Origin of the sequence: Pseudomonas sp. DTU12.1 (genome assembly GCF_009873475.1) — a bacterium.
Taxonomy (GTDB): Bacteria; Pseudomonadota; Gammaproteobacteria; order Pseudomonadales; family Pseudomonadaceae; genus Aquipseudomonas; species Aquipseudomonas proteolytica.
The window spans coordinates 5,878,290-5,902,253 of sequence record NZ_CP045254.1 but is presented as its reverse complement, the minus strand read 5'-3'; the positions used below and the strand labels follow the sequence as shown (position 1 = coordinate 5,902,253).

General features: G+C 61.0%; 20 protein-coding genes and 1 pseudogene. 14 read left to right on the top strand and 7 right to left on the bottom strand.

Annotated features, from left to right (window positions below; genetic code table 11):
* The first annotated feature begins 251 nt into the window (after positions 1–251).
* Positions 252–2,150: an FTR1 family protein gene (locus tag GDV60_RS26305; RefSeq protein ID WP_029289594.1), complete on the top strand. Its 1,899-nt coding sequence runs from the start codon at positions 252–254 to the stop codon at positions 2,148–2,150.
* A 131-nt stretch (positions 2,151–2,281) separates the two neighbouring features.
* Here GDV60_RS26305 and elbB read toward each other — a convergent pair whose 3' ends face one another.
* Entirely contained in the window at positions 2,282–2,947 is a 666-nt protein-coding gene (elbB, locus tag GDV60_RS26300) for an isoprenoid biosynthesis glyoxalase ElbB (protein WP_029289592.1), read from the bottom strand.
* A gap of 181 nt (positions 2,948–3,128) precedes the next feature.
* Here elbB and GDV60_RS26295 point away from each other — a divergent pair.
* A pseudogene (locus tag GDV60_RS26295) lies at positions 3,129–3,325 on the top strand (sterol desaturase family protein); the annotation flags it as partial.
* Here the strand turns inward: GDV60_RS26295 and GDV60_RS26290 are convergent.
* Entirely contained in the window at positions 3,321–3,962 is a 642-nt protein-coding gene (locus tag GDV60_RS26290) for a DedA family protein (protein ID WP_029289590.1), read from the bottom strand. The pseudogene GDV60_RS26295 and the gene GDV60_RS26290 overlap by 5 nt on opposite strands.
* Before the next feature lie 207 nt (positions 3,963–4,169).
* On the opposite strand from GDV60_RS26290, the gene hemB reads away from it, so the two are divergent.
* The 3 genes from hemB (at position 4,170) to GDV60_RS26275 (ending at position 9,060) form a co-directional block, all read left to right on the top strand.
* Positions 4,170–5,183, top strand: a complete 1,014-nt coding sequence (gene hemB, locus GDV60_RS26285) for a porphobilinogen synthase (protein WP_159909131.1) — start codon at positions 4,170–4,172, stop codon at positions 5,181–5,183.
* An 18-nt stretch (positions 5,184–5,201) separates the two neighbouring features.
* Positions 5,202–7,424: a polyphosphate kinase 1 gene (gene ppk1 / locus GDV60_RS26280; RefSeq protein WP_029289586.1), complete on the top strand. Its 2,223-nt coding sequence runs from the start codon at positions 5,202–5,204 to the stop codon at positions 7,422–7,424.
* A gap of 241 nt (positions 7,425–7,665) precedes the next feature.
* Positions 7,666–9,060, top strand: coding sequence for an amidase family protein (locus GDV60_RS26275; RefSeq protein WP_240160308.1), 1,395 nt, complete (start codon positions 7,666–7,668; stop codon positions 9,058–9,060).
* Between the two features lie 55 nt (positions 9,061–9,115).
* On the opposite strand, the gene ppx is transcribed toward GDV60_RS26275, so the two are convergent.
* Entirely contained in the window at positions 9,116–10,618 is a 1,503-nt protein-coding gene (gene ppx / locus GDV60_RS26270; RefSeq protein ID WP_092232032.1) for an exopolyphosphatase, read from the bottom strand.
* A gap of 478 nt (positions 10,619–11,096) precedes the next feature.
* Between ppx and GDV60_RS26265 the strand changes: the two genes are divergently transcribed.
* The 4 genes from GDV60_RS26265 to GDV60_RS26250 all read left to right on the top strand — a co-directional run bounded on the left by GDV60_RS26265 (position 11,097) and on the right by GDV60_RS26250 (position 15,634).
* On the top strand, positions 11,097–11,744 hold the full coding sequence (locus tag GDV60_RS26265) for a DUF1120 domain-containing protein (RefSeq protein WP_092232029.1): 648 nt from the start codon (positions 11,097–11,099) through the stop codon (positions 11,742–11,744).
* Positions 11,745–11,816: 72 nt separating this feature from the next.
* Positions 11,817–12,584, top strand: a complete 768-nt coding sequence (locus tag GDV60_RS26260) for a fimbria/pilus chaperone family protein (RefSeq protein WP_081041693.1) — start codon at positions 11,817–11,819, stop codon at positions 12,582–12,584.
* 49 nt (positions 12,585–12,633) lie between these two features.
* Positions 12,634–15,063 carry a fimbria/pilus outer membrane usher protein gene (locus GDV60_RS26255; protein ID WP_159909321.1) on the top strand — a complete coding sequence of 810 codons (2,430 nt, stop codon included), beginning with the start codon at positions 12,634–12,636 and terminating at the stop codon, positions 15,061–15,063.
* Positions 15,064–15,067: 4 nt separating this feature from the next.
* A complete protein-coding gene (locus GDV60_RS26250; RefSeq protein WP_159909129.1) occupies positions 15,068–15,634 on the top strand; it encodes a hypothetical protein in 567 nt (188 codons plus the stop codon).
* Here the strand turns inward: GDV60_RS26250 and GDV60_RS26245 are convergent.
* From GDV60_RS26245 to GDV60_RS26230, 4 genes are read right to left on the bottom strand one after another with little or no spacing between them, the layout of a single operon-like run.
* A complete protein-coding gene (locus GDV60_RS26245; protein ID WP_029289575.1) occupies positions 15,606–16,343 on the bottom strand; it encodes an amino acid ABC transporter ATP-binding protein in 738 nt (245 codons plus the stop codon). The genes GDV60_RS26250 and GDV60_RS26245 overlap by 29 nt on opposite strands.
* Positions 16,330–16,980, bottom strand: a complete 651-nt coding sequence (locus GDV60_RS26240) for an amino acid ABC transporter permease (RefSeq protein ID WP_029289573.1) — start codon at positions 16,978–16,980, stop codon at positions 16,330–16,332. The genes GDV60_RS26245 and GDV60_RS26240 overlap by 14 nt, the downstream gene beginning before the upstream one ends.
* Positions 16,973–17,644, bottom strand: a complete 672-nt coding sequence (locus GDV60_RS26235; RefSeq protein WP_029289571.1) for an amino acid ABC transporter permease — start codon at positions 17,642–17,644, stop codon at positions 16,973–16,975. Before GDV60_RS26235 ends, GDV60_RS26240 begins: the two co-directional genes overlap by 8 nt.
* 14 nt (positions 17,645–17,658) lie before the next feature.
* The gene (locus tag GDV60_RS26230) at positions 17,659–18,444 is read right to left on the bottom strand and encodes a transporter substrate-binding domain-containing protein (RefSeq protein ID WP_070994024.1); all 786 of its coding nucleotides are present in this window, start codon (positions 18,442–18,444) and stop codon (positions 17,659–17,661) included.
* Positions 18,445–18,699: 255 nt separating this feature from the next.
* Here GDV60_RS26230 and GDV60_RS26225 point away from each other — a divergent pair, with 255 nt between their 5' ends.
* The 5 genes from GDV60_RS26225 (at position 18,700) to GDV60_RS26205 (ending at position 23,937) form a co-directional block, all read left to right on the top strand.
* Positions 18,700–19,401, top strand: a complete 702-nt coding sequence (locus tag GDV60_RS26225; RefSeq protein ID WP_029289565.1) for a FadR/GntR family transcriptional regulator — start codon at positions 18,700–18,702, stop codon at positions 19,399–19,401.
* Positions 19,402–19,521: 120 nt separating this feature from the next.
* Entirely contained in the window at positions 19,522–19,851 is a 330-nt protein-coding gene (trxA, locus tag GDV60_RS26220; RefSeq protein WP_029289563.1) for a thioredoxin TrxA, read from the top strand.
* A 233-nt stretch (positions 19,852–20,084) separates the two neighbouring features.
* On the top strand, positions 20,085–21,344 hold the full coding sequence (gene rho / locus GDV60_RS26215) for a transcription termination factor Rho (protein ID WP_003176825.1): 1,260 nt from the start codon (positions 20,085–20,087) through the stop codon (positions 21,342–21,344).
* 158 nt (positions 21,345–21,502) lie between these two features.
* Positions 21,503–22,969 carry a 4-hydroxy-3-polyprenylbenzoate decarboxylase gene (gene ubiD, locus GDV60_RS26210; protein WP_029289556.1) on the top strand — a complete coding sequence of 489 codons (1,467 nt, stop codon included), beginning with the start codon at positions 21,503–21,505 and terminating at the stop codon, positions 22,967–22,969.
* Positions 22,969–23,937 carry a CDP-6-deoxy-delta-3,4-glucoseen reductase gene (locus tag GDV60_RS26205; RefSeq protein WP_133715260.1) on the top strand — a complete coding sequence of 323 codons (969 nt, stop codon included), beginning with the start codon at positions 22,969–22,971 and terminating at the stop codon, positions 23,935–23,937. Before ubiD ends, GDV60_RS26205 begins: the two co-directional genes overlap by 1 nt.
* Positions 23,938–23,964 lie beyond the last annotated feature (27 nt).

Below are 23,964 nucleotides of genomic sequence, written 5' to 3'. Positions count from 1 at the left end.
GGTCGGGCCGAATAACCAATCGCAGGAAAAGCCTTTCCTACACATTCCTCATAAAACGAGGAGCTGAAATGCCGATTCGCGATAACGAAGGCGGCGCATTATAGGCTTCGTTACTGGCAAAACAATGGCTTTTGCGTGGGTGTATTGAAGACCTGGGCGGGTCATTTCGGCGGACAAAGCACTAACGCCTTGAGTCAAACCCATTAACATTCGACAATATGTTACTTCTTGTTTCCATCTGAGATTCATTCATGACTGCCCCCTCCCGTTTTCTCGCCTGGCTGTTGTTGCCGGCGTTGGTGTCGTGCAGCTTCAATCTGTTGGCTGCCACCGCAGAAGGTGCGCCCCAGGCCCTGCATTTGCTGGACTACATTGGCGCTGACTATCCGCCGACGGTGGAGGCGGGCAAGGTGGTCGATGAGTCCGAATACCGTGAGCAGGTGGAGTTTCTCGGTGTGCTGCAGGGGCTGGTGGCAGACCTGCCCGACAAGCCCGAGCGTGCGGCCCTGGTCAAAGGCGTCGATGAGCTGCTGGGCGCCGTCACCACCCATCAGGACGGCAACGCGGTCGCACGCCAGGCACGGCAACTGGGTGCGCAATTGGCGGCGGCCTATGAAGTCAGCCAGGCACCGGCCATTACCCCAGACCCGACACGGGGTGCGCCGCTGTACGCCCAGCATTGCTCGGTGTGCCACGGTGACGCCGGGGCGGGCGATGGCCCGGCCGGTGTCGGCATGACCCCGCCGCCGGCCAACCTGCGCGATGCACAGCGCCTGGACCGCCTGAGCCTGTATGGCATCTACAACACCCTGGGCCTGGGCGTCGAAGGCACCGATATGCCGTCGTTCGCCGACCAGTTGGATGACCGTCAGCGCTGGGACCTGGCGACCTATATCGCCGGCTTCACCGCCGACCCGGCCGCAGCAAAAAGCGAAAAATCCTTCAACCTGGCCGACCTTGCCCGCCAGACCCCGGAAGAAGTGCTGGCCGCCGAAGGGCCGGAGGCGGTCCGGGTGTTCCGCGCCCAGCGTGCGCAGCCGCCGCAGGTCCAGCGTGGCCCGGCGCAGTTGCTGGAGTACACCGCTGCCACGCTGGACAAGAGCCTGGCGGCGTTCCGCAGTGGCGAGCATGAACAGGCCTACGACTTGTCGGTAGCGGCGTACTTGGAAGGCTTCGAGCTGGTGGAAAGCTCCCTGGATAACGTCGACGCCAATGTGCGCAAGGACACTGAGAAGGCCTTGATGGCCTATCGGCAGTCGTTGCAGGACGGGCTGCCGATCGAGCAAGTCCAACAGCGCCTGGACGTGGCCAAGGGCAAACTCACTGAGTCGGCCGGCCTGTTGGGCGGCGACGGCTTGAGCTGGTCCTTGAGCTACATCTCGGGCTTGCTGATCCTGTTGCGTGAAGGGCTGGAAGCGATCCTGGTGCTGGCGGCGATCCTCGCCTTCCTGCGCAACACCGGCCAGCAATCGGCGGTGCGCAGCGTCAACGTCGGTTGGGCCCTGGCCCTGGTAGCCGGCGCGGCGACCTGGGCGCTGGCGGCGTATGTCATTGACGTCAGTGGCGCCCAGCGCGAGTTGCTGGAAGGTTGTACGGCGCTGTTCGCCAGCGTGATGGTGCTGTGGCTGGGCGTGTGGATGCATGACCGCCGCCACGCGGCCGCCTGGCAGGACTACATCAAGAGCAGCCTGGTCGGCGGTGGTGGGCGTTTTGGGTTTGCGATCCTGGCGTTCTTCTCGGTGTACCGTGAACTGTTCGAAGTGATCCTGTTCTACGAAACCCTGTGGCTGCAGGCCGGTCCTGCCGGGCATAACGCCGTGTTGGCCGGTGGTGCCACGGCGCTGGTGTTGCTGATGGGCCTGGCGTGGATCATTCTGCGTGGCTCGGCGAAATTGCCGCTGGCGCTGTTCTTCGGAATCAACGCCGCGCTGCTGTGCGCGCTGTCGGTGGTGTTCGCCGGGCATGGCGTCAAGGCATTGCAGGAAGCGGGCATCTTCGGCACCCGGCCGGTGGCGTTCTTTGACTTCGACTGGCTGGGCATCCACGCCGATGCGTATTCATTGAGCGCCCAGGCGGTGGCGATCATTGCGATTGTGGTGTTGTACAGCCGCAGCCGCCTGGCCGAAAAGCGCCGGGTCGCGGCTTCTTAAGCACGCCAGCGGTGAAAAGTGGGAGCGGGCTTGCCCGCGATGCAGGCGCCTCGGTGTGTCAGTTAAACCGAGGTGATGCTATCGCAGGCAAGCCAGCTCCCACATCGCTGCTGTGAATAGTCAGAGATGACTCAGTCGTTCTCGTGGGTCAGTTCCAGCACCCGGTCCACCAGCTTGTTGATGCCCGATGCCACTTCGCTGATGTTCTTGCCCAACATGTAGGCCGGCGTGCTCACCAGTTTGCGCGCCTTGTCTTCGACGATCTCGTCTACCGCGCATTCCTGGTGGGTGGCGCCCATCTTGTCCAGGGCCGCCGCCGTGTCGGTGTCGTTGCCGATGGTGCAGGTCACGCCGGGGCCGTAGATTTTTGCCGCCAAGGCTGGCGAGATGCAGATCAGCCCCACGGGCTTGGCTGCTTCGGCGAAGGCTTCGGCCAGTGCCAGTACATCCGGGTTGACGCTGCAGCCGGCGCCTTCGACAGCAAAGGTCGATAGGTTCTTCGCCGCACCAAAACCGCCGGGCACGATCAATGCGTCGAACTCCTCCACGCGGGCCTCGCGAATGTCCTTCACCTCGCCCCGGGCGATGCGCGCAGACTCCACCAGAACATTGCGCGACTCGGGCATTTCTTCGCCCGTGAGGTGGTTGATCACATGCATTTGCGCAATATCCGGCGCGAAGCACTGAACCTCTGCGCCGCGCTGGTCCAGGCGCAGCAAGGTGATCACACTTTCATGGATTTCAGCGCCGTCGTACACGCCACAGCCGGAAAGGATCACTGCAATCTTTTTGCTCATGGGCATTTCTCCTGATTTATGGCGTTAAATGTCTACTTATTTTTCGGTCATTGCCAATGGGGCATCCGGCCATTCGCCCTAATCTTGATATGACAATAGTCGACCGGACTGGCCCTTGGACTTCGTTCCTTGCGCGGTACCGTTGTTCATTGCCCTGATTGTGCTCGAACGGCTGGGCCGCCATGCACAGAACGCTCTCTACATGGATCGCAACCAAGGCGGGGTGTTCATTATTTGGGGGCGTTCGTTTGGCTCGTTCCCGGAAGAAGACGAAAAAGAGCCGGTGATCTTTGGCGTGACCACGCCTTTGCCAGTTGGAAGCCGCTGTGGGCCAACTGGCAGTTCTATGCGCAACGATGGAGTGAGGCGCGGCTTACTCGATTGGCGTCGTAGGCTCGGGCTTTTTCTCGGCCAGTTGTTCCTGCGCCAATTGGGCCTTCTCGGCGGCGCAGGTTTCCCGGGCCAGGCGGGCGTTGCGGATGCGCCGGCGCAGCCACAAGCCCAGGCCGAGCACGAGCAAGGCGCCCAGCACCCAGAGCTCGTACTTCTTGACGCTGCCCAGCATGCCTTCGAGCACGGCGCCGAAGTGGTAGGCCGCCGCCCCCAGCGCAGCCGCCCAGATCGCCGCGCCAATGCCGTTGAGCAACAGGTAGCGTCCCGGCGGGTAGCCTGACAGGCCGATGGCCACGGGCATGACCGTGCGCAGGCCATAGACGAAACGGAAACTCAGCACCCAGATATCCGGATGCCGGCGGATGTGCTCCAACGCCCGATCACCCATCAACTGCCAGCGTGGCTTGCGTGCCAACAATTTGCGCCCATGCTTGCGGCCCATGAAGTACCAGAGCTGATCGCCGGCGTAGCTGCCGAAGAACGCGACCACCACCACTACGTTGATATCCATGTATCCGCGGAACGCAAGGAAGCCTGCGAGAACCAGAATGGTCTCACCTTCAAAGAACGTCCCCAGGAAGAGGGCAAAGTAGCCAAAGTCATTCAGAAATTGTTGGAGCATTGTCTGGGTGCTGGCGAAATGAACGCGCAGCCTACGCCTTCGTGGACATTCATGAAAGTATCGAGATGTGTCATGAAGTGAACATTTCCTACAGAAACCGTGAATGCGGCGACAGGTCGCATGAGTAAGCACAACTGTCATTCCTTCGTCATAATGACCGCTTATAACTGTCACGCTCGCCCGTCAAGCCGGGCTCAGGAGTCTGCCGTGAGCTTTACCCCCGCCCAACGCCTGTTTCCCGCTACCCGCCTGCGCCGCAACCGTCGTGATGATTTTTCTCGCCGCCTGGTGCGTGAAAACGTACTGACGGTGGATGATCTGATCCTGCCGGTGTTTGTGCTGGACGGTGAAAATCGTCGGGAAGCGGTGGCGTCGATGCCGGGCGTCGAGCGCTTGACCATTGATCTGCTGCTCGAAGAAGCCGCGCAGTGGGTCGAGCTGGGGATTCCGGCGCTGGCGCTGTTCCCGGTCACGCCGGCCGGGCTCAAGTCCCTGGACGCCGCCGAGGCCTGGAACCCCGAAGGGATTGCCCAGCGCGCGACCCGCGCCTTGCGCGAGTGCTTTCCGGAGCTGGGGGTGATCACTGACGTGGCGCTGGACCCGTTCACCACCCACGGGCAGGATGGGATCCTGGATGAAGAAGGCTACGTGCAGAACGACATCACCGTGGATGCCCTGGTCAAGCAGGCGCTGTCCCATGCCGCCGCGGGCGCTCAGGTGGTGGCCCCGTCGGACATGATGGACGGTCGTATCCAGGCAATCCGTGAGGCGCTGGAGCTGGCCGGCCACGTCAATGTGCGGATCATGGCCTATTCGGCCAAGTACGCCAGCGCCTACTACGGGCCGTTCCGCGATGCGGTCGGCTCGGCGTTGAACCTGGGCAAGGCCAACAAGGCCTCGTACCAGATGGACCCGGCCAACAGCCACGAAGCCTTGCACGAAGTGGCGGCGGACCTGGCCGAAGGCGCCGATATGGTGATGGTCAAGCCCGGCATGCCGTACCTGGACATCCTTTATAGGGTCAAGGAGGAATTCAAGGTGCCGACCTTTGTCTATCAGGTCAGTGGTGAATACGCCATGCACATGGCTGCGATTCAAAATGGCTGGTTGGGTGAAGGAGTGATCCTCGAGTCCCTGACTGCCTTTAAACGTGCGGGTGCCGATGGCATCCTGACTTACTTTGCCGCCCGTGCCGCCCAATTGCTTAGAGAGCAACAATAGCCCTCACAGGAACACTCGATGAATACCGAAGGACTCACAGACGTTGCCGTAAAAGACGCTCACCCGGTGGTTGAACAGGTGGCCGAAACCCCGCCGGAGCTTGTGCCTGAGCAGCCTGCCGTGATTACTGAGCCGGTGGTGGCGGCACCGCCTATCGTGATTCCGAACCTGGATGACAGCAGCCTTTATATCCATCGCGAGCTGTCCCAACTGCAATTCAACATCCGCGTACTGGAACAGGCGCTGGATGAGTCCTACCCGCTGCTCGAGCGCCTGAAGTTCCTGCTGATCTTCTCCAGCAACCTGGACGAGTTCTTCGAGATCCGTGTCGCCGGCCTCAAGAAACAGATCACCTTTGCCCGTGAACAGGCTGGCGCCGATGGCCTGCAGCCGCACCAGGCCCTGGCCCGCATCAGCGAGCTGGTACACGGCCATGTGGACCGTCAATACGCCATCCTCAACGACATCCTGTTGCCGGAGCTGGAAAAGCATCAGGTGCGGTTCATCCGTCGGCGCAACTGGACCGTCAAGCTCAAGACCTGGGTGCGTCGCTACTTCCGTGACGAGATCGCGCCGATCATCACCCCGATTGGCCTGGACCCGACGCACCCGTTCCCGCTGCTGGTGAACAAGAGCCTGAACTTTATCGTCGAGCTCGAAGGGATCGATGCCTTTGGCCGTGACTCGGGCCTGGCGATCATCCCGGCACCGCGCCTGTTGCCACGCATCATCAAGGTACCGGAAGAGGTCGGGGGGGCTGGCGATAACTATGTATTTCTTTCGTCGATGATCCACGCCCATGCCGATGACCTGTTCCAGGGCATGAAGGTCAAGGGCTGCTATCAGTTCCGCCTGACCCGTAACGCTGACCTTGCGGTCGACACCGAAGACGTCGAAGACCTGGCCCGCGCCCTGCGCGGCGAGCTGTTCTCGCGGCGCTACGGCGACGCGGTGCGCCTGGAAGTGGCGGATACCTGCCCCAAACATCTCTCGGACTACCTGCTCAAGCAGTTCAACCTGGCCGAGACCGAGCTGTACCAGGTCAATGGCCCGGTGAACCTGACGCGCCTGTTCAGCATCACCAGCCTGGACAGCCATCCGGAGCTGCAATACACGCCGTTCACTCCGCAGATCCCGAAACTGCTGCAAAACAGCGAGAACATCTTCAGCGTGGTCAGCAAGCAGGACATCTTGCTGCTGCACCCCTTCGAGTCGTTCACCCCGGTGGTCGACCTGCTGCGCCAGGCCGCCAAGGACCCCCATGTACTGGCCGTGCGCCAGACCCTGTACCGCAGCGGCGCCAACTCGGAAATCGTCGATGCGCTGGTGGACGCCGCGCGTAACGGCAAGGAAGTCACGGCGGTGATCGAGTTGCGTGCGCGGTTCGACGAAGAGTCCAACCTGCAACTGGCCAGCCGCCTGCAAGCAGCCGGCGCGGTGGTGATCTATGGCGTGGTCGGCTTCAAGACCCACGCCAAGATGATGTTGATCCTGCGCCGCGAAGCCGGGGAAATCGTGCGTTACGCACACCTGGGCACCGGTAACTATCACGCCGGCAACGCCAAGCTCTATACCGACTACAGCCTGCTGACCTCCGACGACGCACTGTGCGAAGACGTCGGCAAACTGTTCAGCCAGTTGATCGGCATGGGTAAGACGCTGCGCATGAAAAAGCTCCTGCATGCGCCGTTCACCCTGAAGAAGGGCATGCTTGACATGATTGCCCGCGAAACCCAGTTCGCCCTCGACGGCAAGCCGGCGCATATCATCGCCAAGTTCAACTCGCTGACCGACCCGAAGATCATCCGTGCGCTGTACAAGGCCAGCCAGTCCGGCGTGCGCATCGACCTGGTGGTGCGCGGCATGTGCTGCCTGCGTCCGGGTATTGCCGGGGTGTCGCACAATATCCACGTGCGTTCGATCATCGGCCGCTTCCTGGAGCACACGCGGGTGTTCTACTTCCTCAACGGTGGTGAAGAGCAGATGTTCCTTTCCAGTGCCGACTGGATGGAGCGCAACCTCGACAAGCGGGTAGAGACTTGCTTCCCGGTAGAAGGCAAGAAGCTGATCATGCGGGTCAAGAAAGAGCTGGAGAGTTATCTCACCGATAACACCCACAGCTGGAGCCTGCAGTCGGATGGGCGCTACGTGCGCAACACCCCGACCGGCAACCAGAACCCGCGCAGTGCGCAGGCGACCTTGCTGGAGCGGCTGGGCAGCCCGCTGCTGGCCGTACGCTGATACTGGCCTGAGCCTACGTCCACCTCTGACCGGTCGGACAGGCGCTTCAGATATGCCAGGTTGGGAGCCGCCTCTTTCCATTCCTAGACTGACACCGGGCTATCAGACGATAGCCGGTGACAGCTGAGGAGTTTCAATGATGGGGCCAGTCGTAGGAATGGGAGTGGGAGGTACGGGGCTACTTGATGCGTTCACTTCGCCGCCAAAGGATTATCGCAGCGCGCACGTGATGGCGTCGGGCATGAGCCAGGCGACGGTCACTTCAGAGGCCCTGGTAAAGGATTCGCTGAAAAGCATCGCCAATATCGACCAGGGGTTGCAGGGCGGCAATGCGTTTCTTGAAGTCAATCCTGATGCCCGTGAGCAGGCAAGGGCGCGTGACCTGGAGCGTGCCAACGGTAACGTGCGCGGTTTTTTGCATGGCGTTCCGATCGCTCTGAAGGATGTCTTTGAAACCAGTGGGAAAATGCAGACCAGCGCGGGTTCCCGTGCGTTGGTGGGATTACCGACGAAAAAAAACGCCAAGGTTGTGGATAACTTGCTCAACGCGGGTGCGGTCATCGTGGGCAAAACCAACATGAGCGAGCTGTCCAACTTTCGCTCCGACGTGCCGGTTGACGGATGGAGTTCCCGCGGCGGGCAAACCCTCAACCCGCATCGGCTGGGAGGGCAGGTGGCGGGTTCGAGTTCCGGTTCGGCGGTGGCGGTTGCCCAGGGGCATGTCCCGCTGGCATTGGGGGTCGAGACCAATGGTTCGATCATTGCCCCGGCGGCCTACAACGGTGTGTTCGGGGTGAAAACAACGGCCGGGCTGGTGAGCACCGAGGGCGTGATGACCAGTTCGAGGCTGGACGCGGTGGGCACGTTCACGCGCAACATACGCGATGCCGCCGAAGCGCTGAACGCCATGACACAAACAACCGTCTACACCGCCGGGCTGAAGCCGGATGCCTTGCAGGGCAAGCGGATCGGCTACACCCCAGTGCCCGAGTTGACGCAAGAAGAAGCCAGGGATCCGGCCATACGCGCGGACAAAAAGCATTTTGAGGACGCTATCCAACTCCTGGCGTCCAAGGGTGCCGTCATGGTGCCGATCACCGCGCCGGATGCTGATGTATCGCGGCAAACCTACCATCAATACAACGCCGCGCTTATGGCCGGCATCAAGCCAAGACTGGAAGCGTACCTGGCCACACGGGAAGGGTTGCCCGTGAAGTCGTTGTCTGAGCTGATTGCATTCAATGAACGCGACAGGCGGCCGGGGGAGCCTGATCAGGATCTGCTGGCCCTTATCAACGGCCTGCAGCTGACGGATGAGCAGCGTGAGAGCCTGTGGGCTTCCGTTATCCCCACGTTCAGGAACGCTCTCGACAAGCCGCTCAATGAACACAAGCTCGATGCCATTGTGTCGAACTTCCAATCACACAGTTACTACGGCGCCGCCGCGGCCGGTTACCCCGGTATATCGGTGCCTTCGGGTATGGATGAGGAGGGGATGCCGACCGCGATTCACTTGTGCGGCACGGGCAACAGCGAAGCCACGTTGCTTTCGATCGCCTATGGCTATGAACAGGCTTCCCAGGCTATCCAGGAGCCGGCCTTCAAGCCGGGTGTGCCACAGACCTCGAGCGTTTAGGGGCGTCGTGAAGTCGCGCACCGGACGCCAGCCAGGCATCCGGTGCGTTGCCAGGTCAGTGGACGTTCAGGGTAAAGCCTACCCGTGTCAGCCATTCGGCCTCCTGGGCAAAATCCGCCTGGGTCAAGGGGTGTTCATCCAGCCAACTTTCGGGGAACACCACATCCAGGCTGTCGCCACGGGCGTGCAGGGTAACCTGCGGCATCTGGTGGGTGCCGCGAATGTGATGGAACAGAATCGCAAAGCGCAGCAGGGCACACAGGCGAATCAGCTTGATGCCCTCGGCGCCGAATTCGGCGAACTTGTCCCTGGGAATATTGCGGCGATGACCGCGCACCAACAACGCCAGCATCTGCTGGTCTTCCCGGGAAAAACCCGCCAGGTCAGAGTGCTCGATCAGGTAGGCGCCGTGCTTGTGGTAATGGTAGTGGGCGATATCCAGCCCCACCTCATGGACCTTGGCCGCCCAGCCCAGCAGCTCCCGCCAGACCCCTTCTTCAAGCTCCCAATCCTCGGCGACCTGGTCAAAGGCATGCAGCGCCTTGCGCTCGACCCGTGCCGCTTGTTCCAGGTCGACGTGGTAGCGCTCCATCAGCGAGCCCAGGGTGCGCTCACGCACGTCTTCATGATGATGACGGCCCAGCAGGTCATAGAGCACGCCTTCACGCAGCGCACCATCGCAATGGTCCATACGCTGCAGTTCGAGGGCGTCGAAGATGGCTTCAAGGATCGCCAGGCCGGCCGGGAAGATAGTCCGGCGATCAGGCTTGATGCCCTCGAAGTCGATTTTATCGGCATCACCGAGCTTGAACAGCTTGCGCTTGAGCCACGCCAGGCCTTCGGCATTCACCTCACCAGTGCCATGGCCGCCAGCCTTCAGGGCCAGGCCGATGGCGCGGATGGTACCGGATGAGCCGATGGCTTCATCCCAGGTCAGGCGATGCAAGGCATGCTCGATGCTCATGATCTCCAGCCGCGCCGCCGTATACGCCTGGGCGTAGCGGGCCGGGGTGATCTTGCCGTCCTTGAAATAACGCTGGGTGTAGCTGACGCAGCCCATTTGCAGGCTCTCACGCAGCAACGGTTCGAAGCGCTGGCCGATGATGAACTCGGTGCTGCCGCCGCCAATGTCCGCTACCAGACGCTTGCCAGGGGTGTCGGCCAGCGTGTGGGAAACGCCGAGGTAGATCAGGCGCGCTTCTTCACGGCCGGAGATGACTTCCACCGGGTGCCCGAGGATCTCCTCGGCGCGGCGGATGAATTCGCCACGGTTGCGCGCTTCGCGCAATGCGTTGGTGCCGACGATACGCACGGCGCCCTGGGGCATGCCATTGATCAGTTGGGCAAAGCGCTTGAGGCAATCGAGCCCGCGTTGCATGGACTCTTCGTTGAGCTTGCGCTCGTCGTCGATGCCGGCAGCCAGTTGTACCTTTTCGCCGAGTCGCTCAAGGATGCGGATCTCACCGTTCTGGGCCTTGGCCACGACCATGTGAAAGCTGTTGGAGCCCAGGTCGATGGCGGCGATCAAGGACAGATTCTTGGCTTGGGATTGCGGCATGGTTAGGGGATCTCGGTCGATAACCTCGCCATCGTGCCACGATCAAACGCTGACGCCAACGCGTAGTGCTTGGTGATTTGTCCTACCCCTGCTCTCGATCAAATTTTGTAGGAAATGTAGGGCAAATTTCCGTATGGCCGATGACATCACTCTTGGTCCGTGAAGGAAGTTGCACGATTTTTTGCGACTTGGGCGTTTTATGTTATTTCCTACATTATTCGCGTAATTGTGCTGGACCATAACTTGTTCCGGACTACTTGGGGGGTTAGTAAAAGGGACAGTTGTTTTTTATGAGTCTCACAGGGTTTAAGGTGTTGTCTTATATTTATTGAGTGGGCCCAGGGGTGAAACTGTCATTCGGCAATCAAGCCGTGGTGTTATTTATCTATGCTTTGTGTTTCAAGGATGAACTAATAATGGAGAACAGAATCTCCGCTCGAATAAATAATGCCTGACACTTTTCAACGACAGGTCGATCATGAAAAAAGCAGTAGGTTTGACAGTAGGCATTATTTGTCTGGCAGCCAGTATTGGCGCTCAAGCAACAAACGTTGCGCAACTGGTCGTACGCGGGACGATCACACCCGCAGCCTGCAATCTGAGCCTGGGCGGCGGTGGCATCATCGACTACGGGACCATTCGCTCCGGTGAACTGTCCCAGACCGCCTTCAACCCCCGTGAAGAGAAAACCACGTCGGTGGCCGTCAACTGCGGCACTACCCCGGCCAAGTTCGCCCTGGCCGTGACTGACCTGCAGGCAGGCAGCAAGGTCACCGGGATCCTCGGTGCTGGCTATACCGAGGCGCAGAACTTCGGGCTGGGCGCTGTATCGTCCCGGCGTACCGGAGGGTACTCGGTCACGCTCAGGGACCTGAGATCTTCAGGTGTCGTGTTGAACCCGATCATGCGGGTCAGCACCGGCGCCTGGCAGAACAGCGACGGGAAAGTCGCGCAGGCACCCAGCCAGTATTCGTGGCGTAACGGTTCGACCGTTACCCCCGCGTCAATCTCCCAACTGACAGGGGTGATTGCGGTGAAGGCGGTCATCAACAGGGCGCAGGATTTGGACCTGACCCGTGATGTCACGCTGGATGGCCGCGCTACTTTAGTACTTAGTTACATCTAAGGACTTATAAAAGCAGCCGATATTGAAACGGAAGTTTTCATAACGCTTTCGTGACTTGTCGGCTGCTTTTGCATGGCTGTTTATTTTCTTGCTGTTTGTCTGGGTTGTTGCGGAGAAACCACGGTGAGTTGTTTTTTGAAAGCAAGTGTGACGCTGTTGTGGTGTGCCGGTCTGTTGTTATGCGCAAGTGGCATTACGGTCGCCGATGGCATGCAGCCCGAAACAACGGTCGTGGTGTTATATGAAGAAGACGGTGAAGCGACGATCAATATCAAGAACACCGACCCGGGGCCCGCGTTACTTCACTCGGTGATTGAAAACATTCCTGAAGATCAAGAGCCACTGTTGATAGTCACGCCGCCGATTACCCGGGTCGAGGCAGGTGAAACCCAGCTCGTGCGTTTTATCAGCACGGCTGGGGCGCCGCTCAAGACCCAGCGGTTGAAACGTGTGTCCTTTGAAGGGATTCCCCAGGCACGTAGCCCCGGTGGTACGACCATTGGCATTACCTTGCGGCAGAACCTGCCACTGATCCTGCACCCCAGGGGGTTGGCCAGGCACCAGGCACCCTGGGAGTTGTTGAAGTGGAAACGCCAGGGCGGCGGCTTGGTTGTGCATAACGACAGCGCGTATGTGGTGCGCCTGGCGCTGGAGTTGCAACTGTTGCCCGGCAAGCAACTGGCGACCCTGCCGCGCAGCTATGTCCTGCCGGGTGAAGTATTGGTGGTCGATACCCACGGGCCGCAGTCCGATGTCACCTCGGTGGTTCTGCAGCCCGCGACGGTGTACGGGTTCAGTGTCGACAGCTATCAAGCAGATGTCACCGACCATGGGGTTTGAGCGGGCGGTGGGCAAAGGGGCCGGCGGTGCGTGTTGCTCGGGGCTGTTCATGGGCCTGGCAACCCTATTCGGGGTCCAGGGGGACGCGCAGGCCATCCAGTTGGGCGACGGGTTTGATCTGGCCGCCCTGACCACGCACGGCATTGATCCAAAAGTCTCGGAGTACTTTCGCAGCGCCGCGCGCTTTCGCGAGGGCGTACAGGTGGTCGGGCTGCGGGTCAATGGCACGGCATTGGGGCTGGTCGATGCGCGTTTCGACTATCAAGGGCAGCTGTGTTTTACCCGCGGGCTGCTGGACAAGGCGGGTTTGCGGGTGCCGTCGGCGGTCCTGCAGGCTGGCGTGACGGCTGAGCAGGCGTGTCACGACTTTCTTGGCGAGTTCCCGGCAACGCTCGTCAGGTTGCGCCCCGGCAGTGACGAAGTGTCCCTGGTGGTGCCTACGCAATCGTTGCGCGAGCCAGAGTGGGAGGTGGGCAGCTTCAGCCAGGGCGGGACGGCCGCCATGCTCAACTACGATGTGCTGGGCTTCGACAGCCATGCGCGCGATGGCTCCAGTCGTTTTGTCTCGGCCTACACCGAGGCGGGATTCAACCTGGGCAACTGGGTGGTGCGCAGCCGACAGTTCTATATTTCCGATAACGGCAGGGGCCGTAGTGAACACGTATATGCCTATGCCCAGCGCGATTTCGCGGCCTTGCAGTCGACCTTCCAGGTGGGCCAGATTTCCAGCCGCAGCCCGGTGTTTGGCGGCCTCCAACTCTCGGGCCTGCAGCTCTTCCCGGATGGTGTTGCGCGCCTGGGGAGTTCCAACGGCGTCGTGGTTGAAGGCTTGGCCCACAGCCAGGCGAGGGTCGAGGTGCGCCAGTCCGGCGTGCTGATTTATTCGACCCTGGTGCCCGAAGGGCCCTTCAGCCTGACAGGCCTGCCCCTGCTCAATGGCACCAGTGACCTGGACGTGAGTGTCATCGGTACGCGGGGTGGCAAGCGCAACTTCGTGGTGCCCGCCGCGTCTTTTGGTGCTCAAGTGCCGGTGGCGCCGGGCTTCGACTTTGCCCTGGGCAAAGTGCGGGAAACCCTCGCCAACGGCCGGGAGTCGCCGGTGGTGGCGATGGGCAGTGGCACTTGGGGCCTGGGCGCAGGCACCTCCCTGGGGCTCGGTGTGCTGGGGACCGATGACTATCACGCGGCTGGCGGTACATTGAGCCGTGTCTTTTTCCAGCGGGTCACGGTTGCGGCACGGCACAACCGCTCGCGAGACAAAGTCTACGCAGTGGGCGGGACGCGCAGCGCCGTGTCGTTGGGCAGCCCTTTGGGCGCGGGGGTTGAAGTCAACCTGAGCGTCACCACCCAGAGCCAGGGTTACCGTGATGTGCTGGAGGCCGGCATGGCATCGACTCGGGATGCCCTGGGCGCAAGGTTCCAACATCAGTACACCGCCGGCATAAGTTGGGCCGAGCCGGTTTTGGGCGCGTTCTCCCTCAGCTATTCGCGCAACCGCCAGTTTGATGGGCAGGGCGCCGAGCATGTATTTGCGTCGTGGAACAAGCGCTTCAATGAGGTTGATGTCGCCCTGGTCGCCGATTCCCAGACAGGCCCCTCCCGTCGGCGCAAGCGCCGTTATGCGGCCAATGAGGAGCTCCCCTCGCAAGGCGTGTCACTGCGCCTGCAAGTCAGCGTGCCCTTCGGCGAGAGTCGTCGCCTCACCTCTTTTGCGAGTCGGCGCAACGGTCGCTCCGATGTCGGCACCGCGCTGTCGGAACGGGTCAACGAGTATGTGGACTATGAGGTCGGCGCCGAACGCGACCTGAGTGAGCGCCAGCAATCGGTCTACGGGCGGGTCGACGTCATGCCGCGCTACACCCGCATCGGCGCCGGAATGAGCCGGGAAGCATCAGGCACCAGCTACACCGGGCAACTGCAGGGCGCCGTGGTCGCCCATGGGCAGGGGGTGTCCTTTTCACCCTATGCGGTACAGGACACGTTCGGCCTGCTGTCGGTGGGGAATATCGCGGGCGCCAAGGTCTCCACGCCCCAGGGCCCGGTCTGGACCGACTATCGTGGTCATGCGGTCATCCCAGGGTTGCCGGCCTACAGCAACACCCACTTGGAGGTGCAGACCCAATCCCTGCCCAAGCATGTCGACCTCAAGAACGGCACCCACACCCTCGCTGCCGCACGCGGGTCGTTCAATACCGTGGAGTTCAAGGTGGTCAGTGCACGCCGCGTGCTGTTGACCGCTCATGACCAGCGAGGGCGTGCGTTACCCCAGGGGGCTGCGGTGTTTGGAGCGGACAAGGCTTTCCTGACCAGCGTGGTGGGCGAAGGGCTGATCTTCCTGAATGACAGCGAGCCCCAGCAAATCCTGAGTGTCGAGTTGCCTGACTCGACGACGCCCTGCCTGTTGCAACTGAACCTTGAGTCAGAGCCTTCCAATGACAAATTGTATGAAACCGCCTCGGTTACCTGCCGTGGATTGTAAGTCGATGGGCAGCCTCTCTCGGTGCTTGTTGTTTGTGATGGCGTTACTGGCCAGTGAGGCCAGCGTCGCGACGTGTCAGGTAGCGCTGAGCCAGCCTCGGGTGGACTACGGCGTCTTGCGCCATGGGCAAGGGCTGGATGGGCACGCAGGCGCGCAGTCGTTGGGCCGGCGGACGGTGTTGTTGAACGTGGTCTGTGTCGATCCTGCTCCCATGGCACTGCGGTTCAGCGGCTCGCCTGCGGGAGGGCTGGGCTTTCGGTTTGGCGGCGACGGCGCCTTTGCCCTGGGTATCAGGCACGCCCATGTTGATGGGCGATCCGTGGATCTGATCGCCGAGGGTGCGCCGTCCGTGGCTGTCAGCGAACACCTTATGCCCGGGCAGGTCCTGATCGCGCGCGCGGCGGGTGTCCCGGTGGCAGGCCGACGGCTATCGGCCCACCTTGAGATCGACCCTTACTTGCCGGTGGAGGCTTTCTCTGTGCGCCGCGAAACCACCCTCGAAGGGCGGGTGCAGGTTGAGTGGATGCCACTGGGGGTGAGTATCAGCCCGGCTGTTCCACCGAGCCAATGAAGTTGGCCAGTTCGGCGGTGCGCGGTTGGGCGAACAGGGTTTTCGGGTCGCCCACCTCGTGCACTTTGCCCTGGTGCATAAACACCAGTTTGTCGCCCACTTCCCGGGCAAAGCGCATCTCATGGGTCACCATGATCAGCGTCATGCCGTCCTTGGCCAGTTGGCGCACTACGCTGAGCACTTCATTGACCAACTCCGGGTCCAGCGCCGAGGTGATTTCATCGCACAGCAATACCTTGGGCGACATTGCCAGGGCGCGGGCAATGGCCACCCGCTGCTGTTGACCGCCAGACAGGCGATCGGGAAATGCATCGAACTTTTCCCCGAGGCCGACACGGTCTAGCATCTGCCGCGCCAGTTGCGTGGCCTTGGCCTTGGGTACTTTTTGCACGACCTGGGGCGCGAGCATGACGTTTTCACCCACGGTCAAATGGGGGAACAGATTGAACTGCTGGAACACCATGCCGACTTTCTGCCGCAGGCTGCGCAGGTCGGCTCGGGCCGCGTCGAGGTATTCGCCATCGACTTCAATCACCCCGTCGTTGATTGACTCCAGGCCATTGAGGGTGCGCAGCAAGGTGGACTTTCCCGAGCCACTGCGGCCAATGATCGCCACCACCTGGCCTTCCTCGACCGTCAGATCGATGCCCTTGAGCACATGGTGATCGCCGTAATACTTATGCAGCGCGGATATTCTAAGCAGAGGCATGCAGTCTCCTTTCCAGGTAGCGGGCACTGAGGGACAAGGGGTAGCAGAGCAGGAAGTAACCGAGTGCAACCAGGCCGTAGACCATGAAGGGCTCGAAGGTGGCATTGGCGAGCATGCCGCCGGTCTTGGTCAGTTCGGTGAAACCGATGATCGACGTCACCGCCGTGCCCTTGACCACCTGCACCGAGAAACCCACCGTTGGCGCCACGGCAATACGCAGGGCCTGGGGCAGGATCACATAGCGCAGTTGCTCATAAGGGTTGAGGGCCAGGCTGGCGGAGGCTTCCCATTGGCCATGGGCAATGGAGTCGACACAACCGCGCCAGATCTCGGCCAGGTAGGCGCTGGTAAACAGGGTCAAGGCAATCGCCGCGGCCAGCCACGGCGAGATATCGATCCCCAGCAAGGCGATGCCGAAGAACACCAGGAACAGCTGCATCAGCAGCGGCGTGCCCTGGAACAGTTCTATATAGGTGCGGGCAATATTGCGCGGCAACGCTTTTTTGCTGATGCGCAGGGTCATTACCAGCAGACCGATCAGCCCACCACCGATAAACGCCACCAGCGACAACAGCAATGTCCACTGCAGGCCGGTCAGCAGGTTGCGCACGATGTCCCAGAACGAAAAATCACTCATGGCTGTTCCTCATCACATAGCGACGGCCGATCCAATTGAGCAACTGGCGGATCATCAGCGCCATGCACAGGTACACCAGCGTGGTCAGTGCGTAGGTTTCAAAGGCGCGGAAGTTGCGCGACTGGATAAAGTTGGCGGCAAAGCTCAGTTCTTCAGTGGCGATCTGCGAGCACACCGCCGAACCGAGCATCACGATGATGATCTGGCTGCTCAGGGCCGGCCAGACCTTGCCCAGCGCCGGCAGTAGCACCACGTGGCGGAACGCTTCAAAACGTGTCATTGCCAGCGCTGCCGCCGCTTCCAGTTGCCCGCGGGGAATCGCCTGGATGCCGGCCCGGATGATCTCCGTGGAATAGGCGCCCAGGTTGATCACCATCGCCAACACCGCCGCTTGCCATTCGGAAATCTGCAGGCCCAGGGACGGCAGGCCGAAGAAGATAAAAAACAACTGCACCAGGAACGGTGTGTTGCGAATCAACTCGACATACACCCCGAAGAACCAGCAAAACGGCTGGATTTTCCATGCGCGCACCACGGCGCCGACAATCCCCAGCGCCACCCCCAGGATGGCGCCGATGGCGGTCAGTTCCAGGGTGAACAACGCGCCGCGCAACAGGAGGTCGGTATTGGCCAGCACCGGCGCAAAGTCGAATTGATAGGCCATCAATCAGCTCCGCTTCAGAGATCTGCAGGCAATGGTTCTTTCAGCCACTGCATCGCGTTTTTTTCCAGGCTGCCATCAGCCTTGGCGCTGACCAGGATCTGGTTGACCTTCTCCAGCAGTGCCGGCTCGTTTTTGTTCACCCCGACATACACCGGCGAATCCTTGAGCTTGACCTTCAGCGCCGGCACACGCTTGGGGTTGCGCTCGCTGATCGCCACCATCACCACGTTGCCACTGGCGATCAGGTCCACCTGGCCGGCGAGGTAGGCGGCGATGGTCGAGTTGTTGTCTTCGAAGCGCTTGATCGTGGCTTCTTTGGGGGCGACCGCGCTCAACTCGATATCTTCAATGGCGCCGCGGGTCACGCTGATGGTCTTGCCCTTGAGGTCATCGAGGCTTGCAATGGCCGCGTCAGGCGGGCCGAACACTGCGAGATAGAACGGCGCGTAGGCCTTGGAAAAGTCGATGACCTTTTCGCGATCCGGGTTCTTGCCCAGGCTGGAAATCACCAGGTCCACTTTGCCGGTGGTGAGGAACGGGATGCGGTTGGTGCTGTTGACCGGGGTCAGCTCCAGTTTGACCTTGAGTTGCTCGGCCAGCAGTTTGGCGGTGTCGATGTCCAGGCCGCGTGGTTTCATGTCCGGGCCCACCGAACCGAATGGTGGGAAATCCTGGGGTACGGCGACCTTGAGGGTGCCACGGGCGACGATATCGTCCAGGCCGTTGGCCTGGGCAGGTGCCTGGCTGAGCATCAGGCTGGCAAACAAGGCAGTGAGCAGGACGCTGCAACGCTTGGTCATGGCAACTCTCCGAAAAGGGCGAAGGGATTTTCTGAGTGTTGCCAGTGCACAGCCCGTGCCATGGTGCTTTGAAACGCCTGCAAGGCAGGTTTTACGAGGCGTGCGGCGGTCTGACTGGTCTGAACAGTCAGGTCTGGTTTCGCACCCTTTTCGAGCGTCGGCAAAACCGCGCGAGCCCCTTTGGGGCGTGGCTTGCCGGCTGCCGAGAATAGCTTTACAACTAGGCCCACTGTTGACTGAAACCTCGGGTTTTCCATGAATTCCATCGCCCAAGCCGTACCGGAAGCGGCCTTGCAAGCTATCCGCAAACTGATCAAGGAGCAGGGCTTCGGCCCCGGCGATGCCTTGCCTTCGCAGCGGGACCTGGCGATGCAATTGGGGGTCAGTCGTGCTTCCTTGCGCGAGGCCTTGTCGTCGCTCAGCGCACTGGGGCTGGTCAGCGTGCAACCGGGCAAGGGCGTATTTGTGCAGGCGCCGCCGGCGGCCGAGATAAACGGCGTGGCCTGGCCGTTTACGGCCCAGGCCAGCCCGCTGGATATCTTCCAGTTGCGCTATGCCCTGGAGGGGTTTGCGGCGGGGCTGGCGGCCATGACGCTGACCACTGGGGAACTGGATTGGCTCGAAGACAATGTCCAGGCCATGCGCCGGGAGCTCAAGGCCGGTGATTTCGAGGCCGCCGCGCGGCTGGACTTCGCTTTTCACCAGCGCATCCTGTTGGCCAGTGGCAATCAGGCGATGGTGAGCATCCTCAGCGCCAGTGCCGAGGTGTTCCTGGAAAGCCAGAAACTACCGTTCATCCGACCGGAGCGGGCGATGGAAACCTGGCAGGAGCACCGCAAGATCCTCCGTGCGCTGGCCCGGCGCAGCAGCGCGGCGGCGCAAAAAGCCATGCAGGAGCACGTGCGTAACGCCGCCTTGCGCACGGGCATCGCCTTTGTCACACCGGTAACATCCTGAATCGGTAATACCCAAAATGATGGCATTCGATAGCAAGAGTCAATCAGCGGCGGCTTCCTGAACGAAGGAAGGGCAGCTATGATGGGCAACGTTTTTTTTGCTTACAACCCGGAGACATCCATGAGCAACGATCTTATCAAGCACGTCACCGACGCGACCTTTGAGGCCGAAGTACTGCAGGCCCAGGGCCCGGTGCTGGTTGACTACTGGGCTGAGTGGTGCGGTCCTTGCAAAATGATCGCTCCGGTCCTGGACGACATCGCAACCACCTACGAAGGCAAACTGACCATTGCCAAGCTGAACATCGACGAGAACCAGGAAACCCCGGCCAAGCACGGCGTACGTGGTATCCCGACCCTGATGCTGTTCAAGAACGGTAACGTCGAAGCCACCAAGGTTGGCGCACTGTCGAAGTCGCAACTGGCCGCATTCCTCGACGCCAACATCTAAGCGTCGTAAAAAAAGCCCCGCAAATTGCGGGGCTTTTTCGTAAAGCAGGGCTAGACGCTCTGAAATTCAGGTGGTACATTCGGCCCCGCACTGGTTTCTCCACTGCCCCCTGCAAGCCGTCGCCGACGCATTCCTTTCGATTAGTACGCGATCCTGTCGCCTTCTCTGCGGCGCGGCCTCATTAAGCCAAAAGCTTAATTCCCCCCCTCTATAAATGATTACGTCATTCCTATATGAATCTGACTGAACTCAAGCAAAAGCCGATTACCGACCTGCTCCAACTGGCCGAAGAAATGGGCATAGAAAATATGGCCCGTTCGCGCAAGCAGGACGTGATTTTCTCCCTGCTGAAAAAGCACGCGAAAAGCGGCGAGGAAATCTCCGGTGATGGCGTGCTGGAGATTCTCCAGGACGGCTTCGGCTTTCTCCGCTCTGCAGACGCCTCCTATCTCGCCGGCCCAGACGATATCTACGTCTCGCCGAGCCAGATCCGTCGCTTCAACTTGCGCACCGGTGACACCATCGTTGGCAAGATCCGCCCTCCAAAGGAAGGCGAGCGTTATTTCGCCCTGCTCAAGGTCGACACGATCAACTTCGATCGCCCGGAGAACGCGAAGAACAAGATTCTCTTCGAGAACCTGACGCCGCTGTTCCCAACCGTGCGCATGAAGATGGAAGCCGGCAACGGTTCCACCGAAGACTTGACCGGTCGTGTGATCGACCTGTGCGCCCCGATCGGCAAAGGCCAGCGTGGCCTGATCGTCGCGCCGCCGAAAGCCGGTAAGACCATCATGCTGCAGAACATTGCAGCGAACATCGCGCGTAACAATCCTGAAGTTCACCTGATCGTGCTGCTGATCGATGAGCGTCCGGAAGAAGTGACCGAAATGCAGCGCACCGTGCGCGGCGAAGTGGTTGCCTCGACGTTCGATGAGCCGCCAACCCGTCACGTGCAGGTTGCCGAAATGGTGATCGAGAAGGCCAAGCGCCTGGTCGAACACAAGAAGGACGTGGTGATCCTGCTCGACTCCATCACCCGTCTGGCCCGTGCCTACAACACCGTGATCCCGAGCTCCGGCAAAGTGCTCACCGGTGGTGTCGATGCCCACGCCCTGGAGAAGCCGAAACGTTTCTTCGGCGCCGCGCGTAACATCGAAGAAGGCGGCTCGCTGACCATTATCGCCACCGCGCTGGTTGAAACCGGCTCGAAGATGGACGAAGTGATCTACGAAGAGTTCAAGGGTACCGGCAACATGGAACTGCCTCTGGACCGTCGCATCGCTGAAAAGCGTGTGTTCCCGGCCATCAACATCAACCGCTCCGGCACCCGCCGCGAAGAGTTGCTGACGGCCGACGACGAACTGCAGCGCATGTGGATCCTGCGCAAGCTGCTGCACCCGATGGACGAAGTCGCTGCCATCGAGTTCCTGATCGACAAGCTGAAAACCACCAAGACCAACGACGAGTTCTTCCTGTCGATGAAACGCAAGTAATACTGCGTTTCAGGTCCGAAAGAATGGCGCCCCCAGGGGCGCCATTTTTTTTGCCTGGGGTTTTAACGACACCTGGCCGGCAATTGCGCCGCCGATAGGGCTGCCAGCCGCCCTCAGAGCAGGTAGGATGTACGCCTATTTTACGGGTGGCATGGTTAATGAAATTCAAGGATCTTCGGGATTTCGTGCAGCAACTTGAGCAGCGCGGAGAGTTGAAACGTATTCAGGTGCCGGTGTCCCCGGTCCTGGAAATGACTGAGATTTGCGACCGCACCTTGCGCAACAAGGGCCCGGCGCTGCTGTTCGAGAACCCCACAGGCTTTGATATCCCGGTGCTCGGCAACCTGTTCGGCACGCCCGACCGGGTGGCGTTTGGCATGGGCGCCGAGTCGGTCAGCGAACTGCGCGAAATCGGCAAGCTGCTGGCGTTCCTCAAGGAGCCCGAGCCGCCCAAGGGCCTGAAGGACGCGTGGTCGAAGCTGCCGATCTTTCGCAAGATCATTGCCATGGCGCCCAAGGTGGTCAAGGACGCGGTATGCCAGGAAGTGGTCATCGAAGGCGATGATGTCGACCTGGCGATGCTCCCGGTGCAGACCTGCTGGCCCGGCGACGTCGGCCCGCTGATCACCTGGGGCCTGACCGTCACCAAGGGCCCGAACAAGGACCGCCAGAACCTGGGCATCTACCGCCAGCAAGTGATCGGCCGCAACAAGGTGATCATGCGTTGGTTGAGCCACCGTGGTGGGGCGCTGGATTTCCGTGAGTGGTGCGAGAAGCACCCGGGCCAGCCGTTCCCGGTTTCCGTGGCCCTGGGGGCCGACCCGGCGACGATCCTCGGCGCCGTGACGCCGGTGCCCGACAGCCTGTCCGAATACGCCTTTGCCGGCCTGCTGCGCGGCAACCGCACCGAGCTGGTGAAGTGCCGTGGCAACGACCTGCAAGTACCGGCCACCGCCGAAATCATCCTTGAAGGCGTGATTCATCCGGGCGAGATGGCCGATGAAGGCCCGTATGGCGACCACACCGGCTACTACAATGAAGTCGACAGCTTCCCGGTGTTCACCGTCGAGCGCATCACCCACCGGGTCAAACCGATCTACCACAGCACCTACACGGGCCGGCCGCCTGATGAGCCGGCGATCCTCGGTGTGGCGCTGAACGAAGTGTTCGTGCCGATCCTGCAGAAGCAGTTCCCGGAAATCACCGACTTCTACCTGCCGCCGGAAGGCTGCTCGTACCGCATGGCCATCGTGACCATGAAGAAGTCGTACCCGGGCCATGCCAAGCGCGTCATGCTCGGTGTGTGGTCGTTTTTGCGACAGTTCATGTATACCAAGTTCGTTATTGTCACCGACGACGACATCAATGCCCGGGACTGGAACGACGTGATCTGGGCCATCACCACGCGCATGGACCCCAAGCGCGACACGGTGATGATCGATAACACGCCGATCGACTACCTGGACTTTGCCTCGCCGGTGTCGGGCCTGGGATCGAAGATGGGCCTGGATGCCACTCACAAGTGGCCGGGTGAAACCACCCGGGAGTGGGGCCGGGTGATCGTCAAGGATGAAGCGGTGACGGCACGTGTCGATGCGATGTGGAAAGAATTGGGAATAGATTGATGCGTGTAACCCTGCAACCTTCCGGTGCGGTCCTCGACTTACAGCCCGGCGAGCGGATTCTTGAAGGCGCGCGGCGCCTGGGCTATGAATGCCCGCAGGCGTGCCGTAATGGGGTGTGCCACGTCTGTGCGGCCCTGTTGGTCGAGGGCCGGGTGCAACAAGCCGGTGAGGTGCGCGATCATGGCGAGTTCTATACCTGCATCGCCGAGCCCTTGGAGGATTGCATCGTGCTATGGGATGGCGTGCTGGCGCCGGGAGAGTTGCCGGTGCGCAAACTTGCCTGCCAGTTGAGCGAATGCGTGGACCTGGGGGGCGACGTGTGGCGCGTGCGCCTGCGGGCACCGGCCGGCAAGGCGGTGCGCTATCACGCGGGGCAGTACCTGATGATCGAGCGCGAAAACGGCGAGAAGTCGGCGTTTTCCCTGGCTTCGGCGCCCCATGCCGGGCGCGATTTGGAACTGCATGTGCTGGTGCGCGAAGACAGCGCCCACAGCCTGATCGAGCAGTTGCAGCGTAACCAGATGGCGCGGGTCGAACTGCCGTTTGGCGATACCCACCTGGCCGAGTTGCCCGACGGGCCGCTGGTGCTGATCGCGGCCGGCACCGGCATGGCCCAGATGCACAGCCTGATCGAGCACTGCCGGGCCAGCGGTTTCAAGCACCCTGTGCACCTGTATTGGGGCGTGCGCCAACCGGATGATTTCTATCAGGTGGAGCATTGGGAGCAATGGCAGCAATTGCCCAATCTGTTCCTGCACAAAGTGGTCAGTGACCTGTGCGGTTGGGAAGGGCGCTGTGGCTTGTTGCATGAGGCGGTGTGTGAAGACATCAGCGACCTCAAGGGCGTGCATGTCTACGCCAGCGGTTCGCCAGCGATGATCTATGGCACGTTGGATGCGCTGGTCAACGCCGGCATGGATGCACACCAGATGCGCGCCGACGTGTTTGCCTACGCACCACGCTCCTGACTTCAAACGGTGTGTGGGCTTGCCTGC

Bases quoted from the DNA above. Each gene is read 5' to 3' on its own strand.
- GDV60_RS26305 (WP_029289594.1), top strand. From the start codon at position 252: ATGACTGCCCCCTCCCGTTTTCTCGCCTGGCTGTTGTTGCCGGCGTTG.
- elbB (WP_029289592.1), bottom strand. From the start codon at position 2,947: ATGAGCAAAAAGATTGCAGTGATCCTTTCCGGCTGTGGCGTGTACGAC.
- GDV60_RS26290 (WP_029289590.1), bottom strand. From the start codon at position 3,962: ATGCTCCAACAATTTCTGAATGACTTTGGCTACTTTGCCCTCTTCCTG.
- ppk1 (WP_029289586.1), top strand. From the start codon at position 5,202: ATGAATACCGAAGGACTCACAGACGTTGCCGTAAAAGACGCTCACCCG.
- GDV60_RS26275 (WP_240160308.1), top strand. From the start codon at position 7,666: ATGAGCCAGGCGACGGTCACTTCAGAGGCCCTGGTAAAGGATTCGCTG.
- ppx (WP_092232032.1), bottom strand. From the start codon at position 10,618: ATGCCGCAATCCCAAGCCAAGAATCTGTCCTTGATCGCCGCCATCGAC.
- GDV60_RS26265 (WP_092232029.1), top strand. From the start codon at position 11,097: ATGAAAAAAGCAGTAGGTTTGACAGTAGGCATTATTTGTCTGGCAGCC.
- GDV60_RS26260 (WP_081041693.1), top strand. From the start codon at position 11,817: ATGGCTGTTTATTTTCTTGCTGTTTGTCTGGGTTGTTGCGGAGAAACC.
- GDV60_RS26255 (WP_159909321.1), top strand. From the start codon at position 12,634: ATGGGCCTGGCAACCCTATTCGGGGTCCAGGGGGACGCGCAGGCCATC.
- GDV60_RS26250 (WP_159909129.1), top strand. From the start codon at position 15,068: ATGGGCAGCCTCTCTCGGTGCTTGTTGTTTGTGATGGCGTTACTGGCC.
- GDV60_RS26245 (WP_029289575.1), bottom strand. From the start codon at position 16,343: ATGCCTCTGCTTAGAATATCCGCGCTGCATAAGTATTACGGCGATCAC.
- GDV60_RS26240 (WP_029289573.1), bottom strand. From the start codon at position 16,980: ATGAGTGATTTTTCGTTCTGGGACATCGTGCGCAACCTGCTGACCGGC.
- GDV60_RS26235 (WP_029289571.1), bottom strand. From the start codon at position 17,644: ATGGCCTATCAATTCGACTTTGCGCCGGTGCTGGCCAATACCGACCTC.
- GDV60_RS26230 (WP_070994024.1), bottom strand. From the start codon at position 18,444: ATGACCAAGCGTTGCAGCGTCCTGCTCACTGCCTTGTTTGCCAGCCTG.
- GDV60_RS26225 (WP_029289565.1), top strand. From the start codon at position 18,700: ATGAATTCCATCGCCCAAGCCGTACCGGAAGCGGCCTTGCAAGCTATC.
- trxA (WP_029289563.1), top strand. From the start codon at position 19,522: ATGAGCAACGATCTTATCAAGCACGTCACCGACGCGACCTTTGAGGCC.
- rho (WP_003176825.1), top strand. From the start codon at position 20,085: ATGAATCTGACTGAACTCAAGCAAAAGCCGATTACCGACCTGCTCCAA.
- ubiD (WP_029289556.1), top strand. From the start codon at position 21,503: ATGAAATTCAAGGATCTTCGGGATTTCGTGCAGCAACTTGAGCAGCGC.
- GDV60_RS26205 (WP_133715260.1), top strand. From the start codon at position 22,969: ATGCGTGTAACCCTGCAACCTTCCGGTGCGGTCCTCGACTTACAGCCC.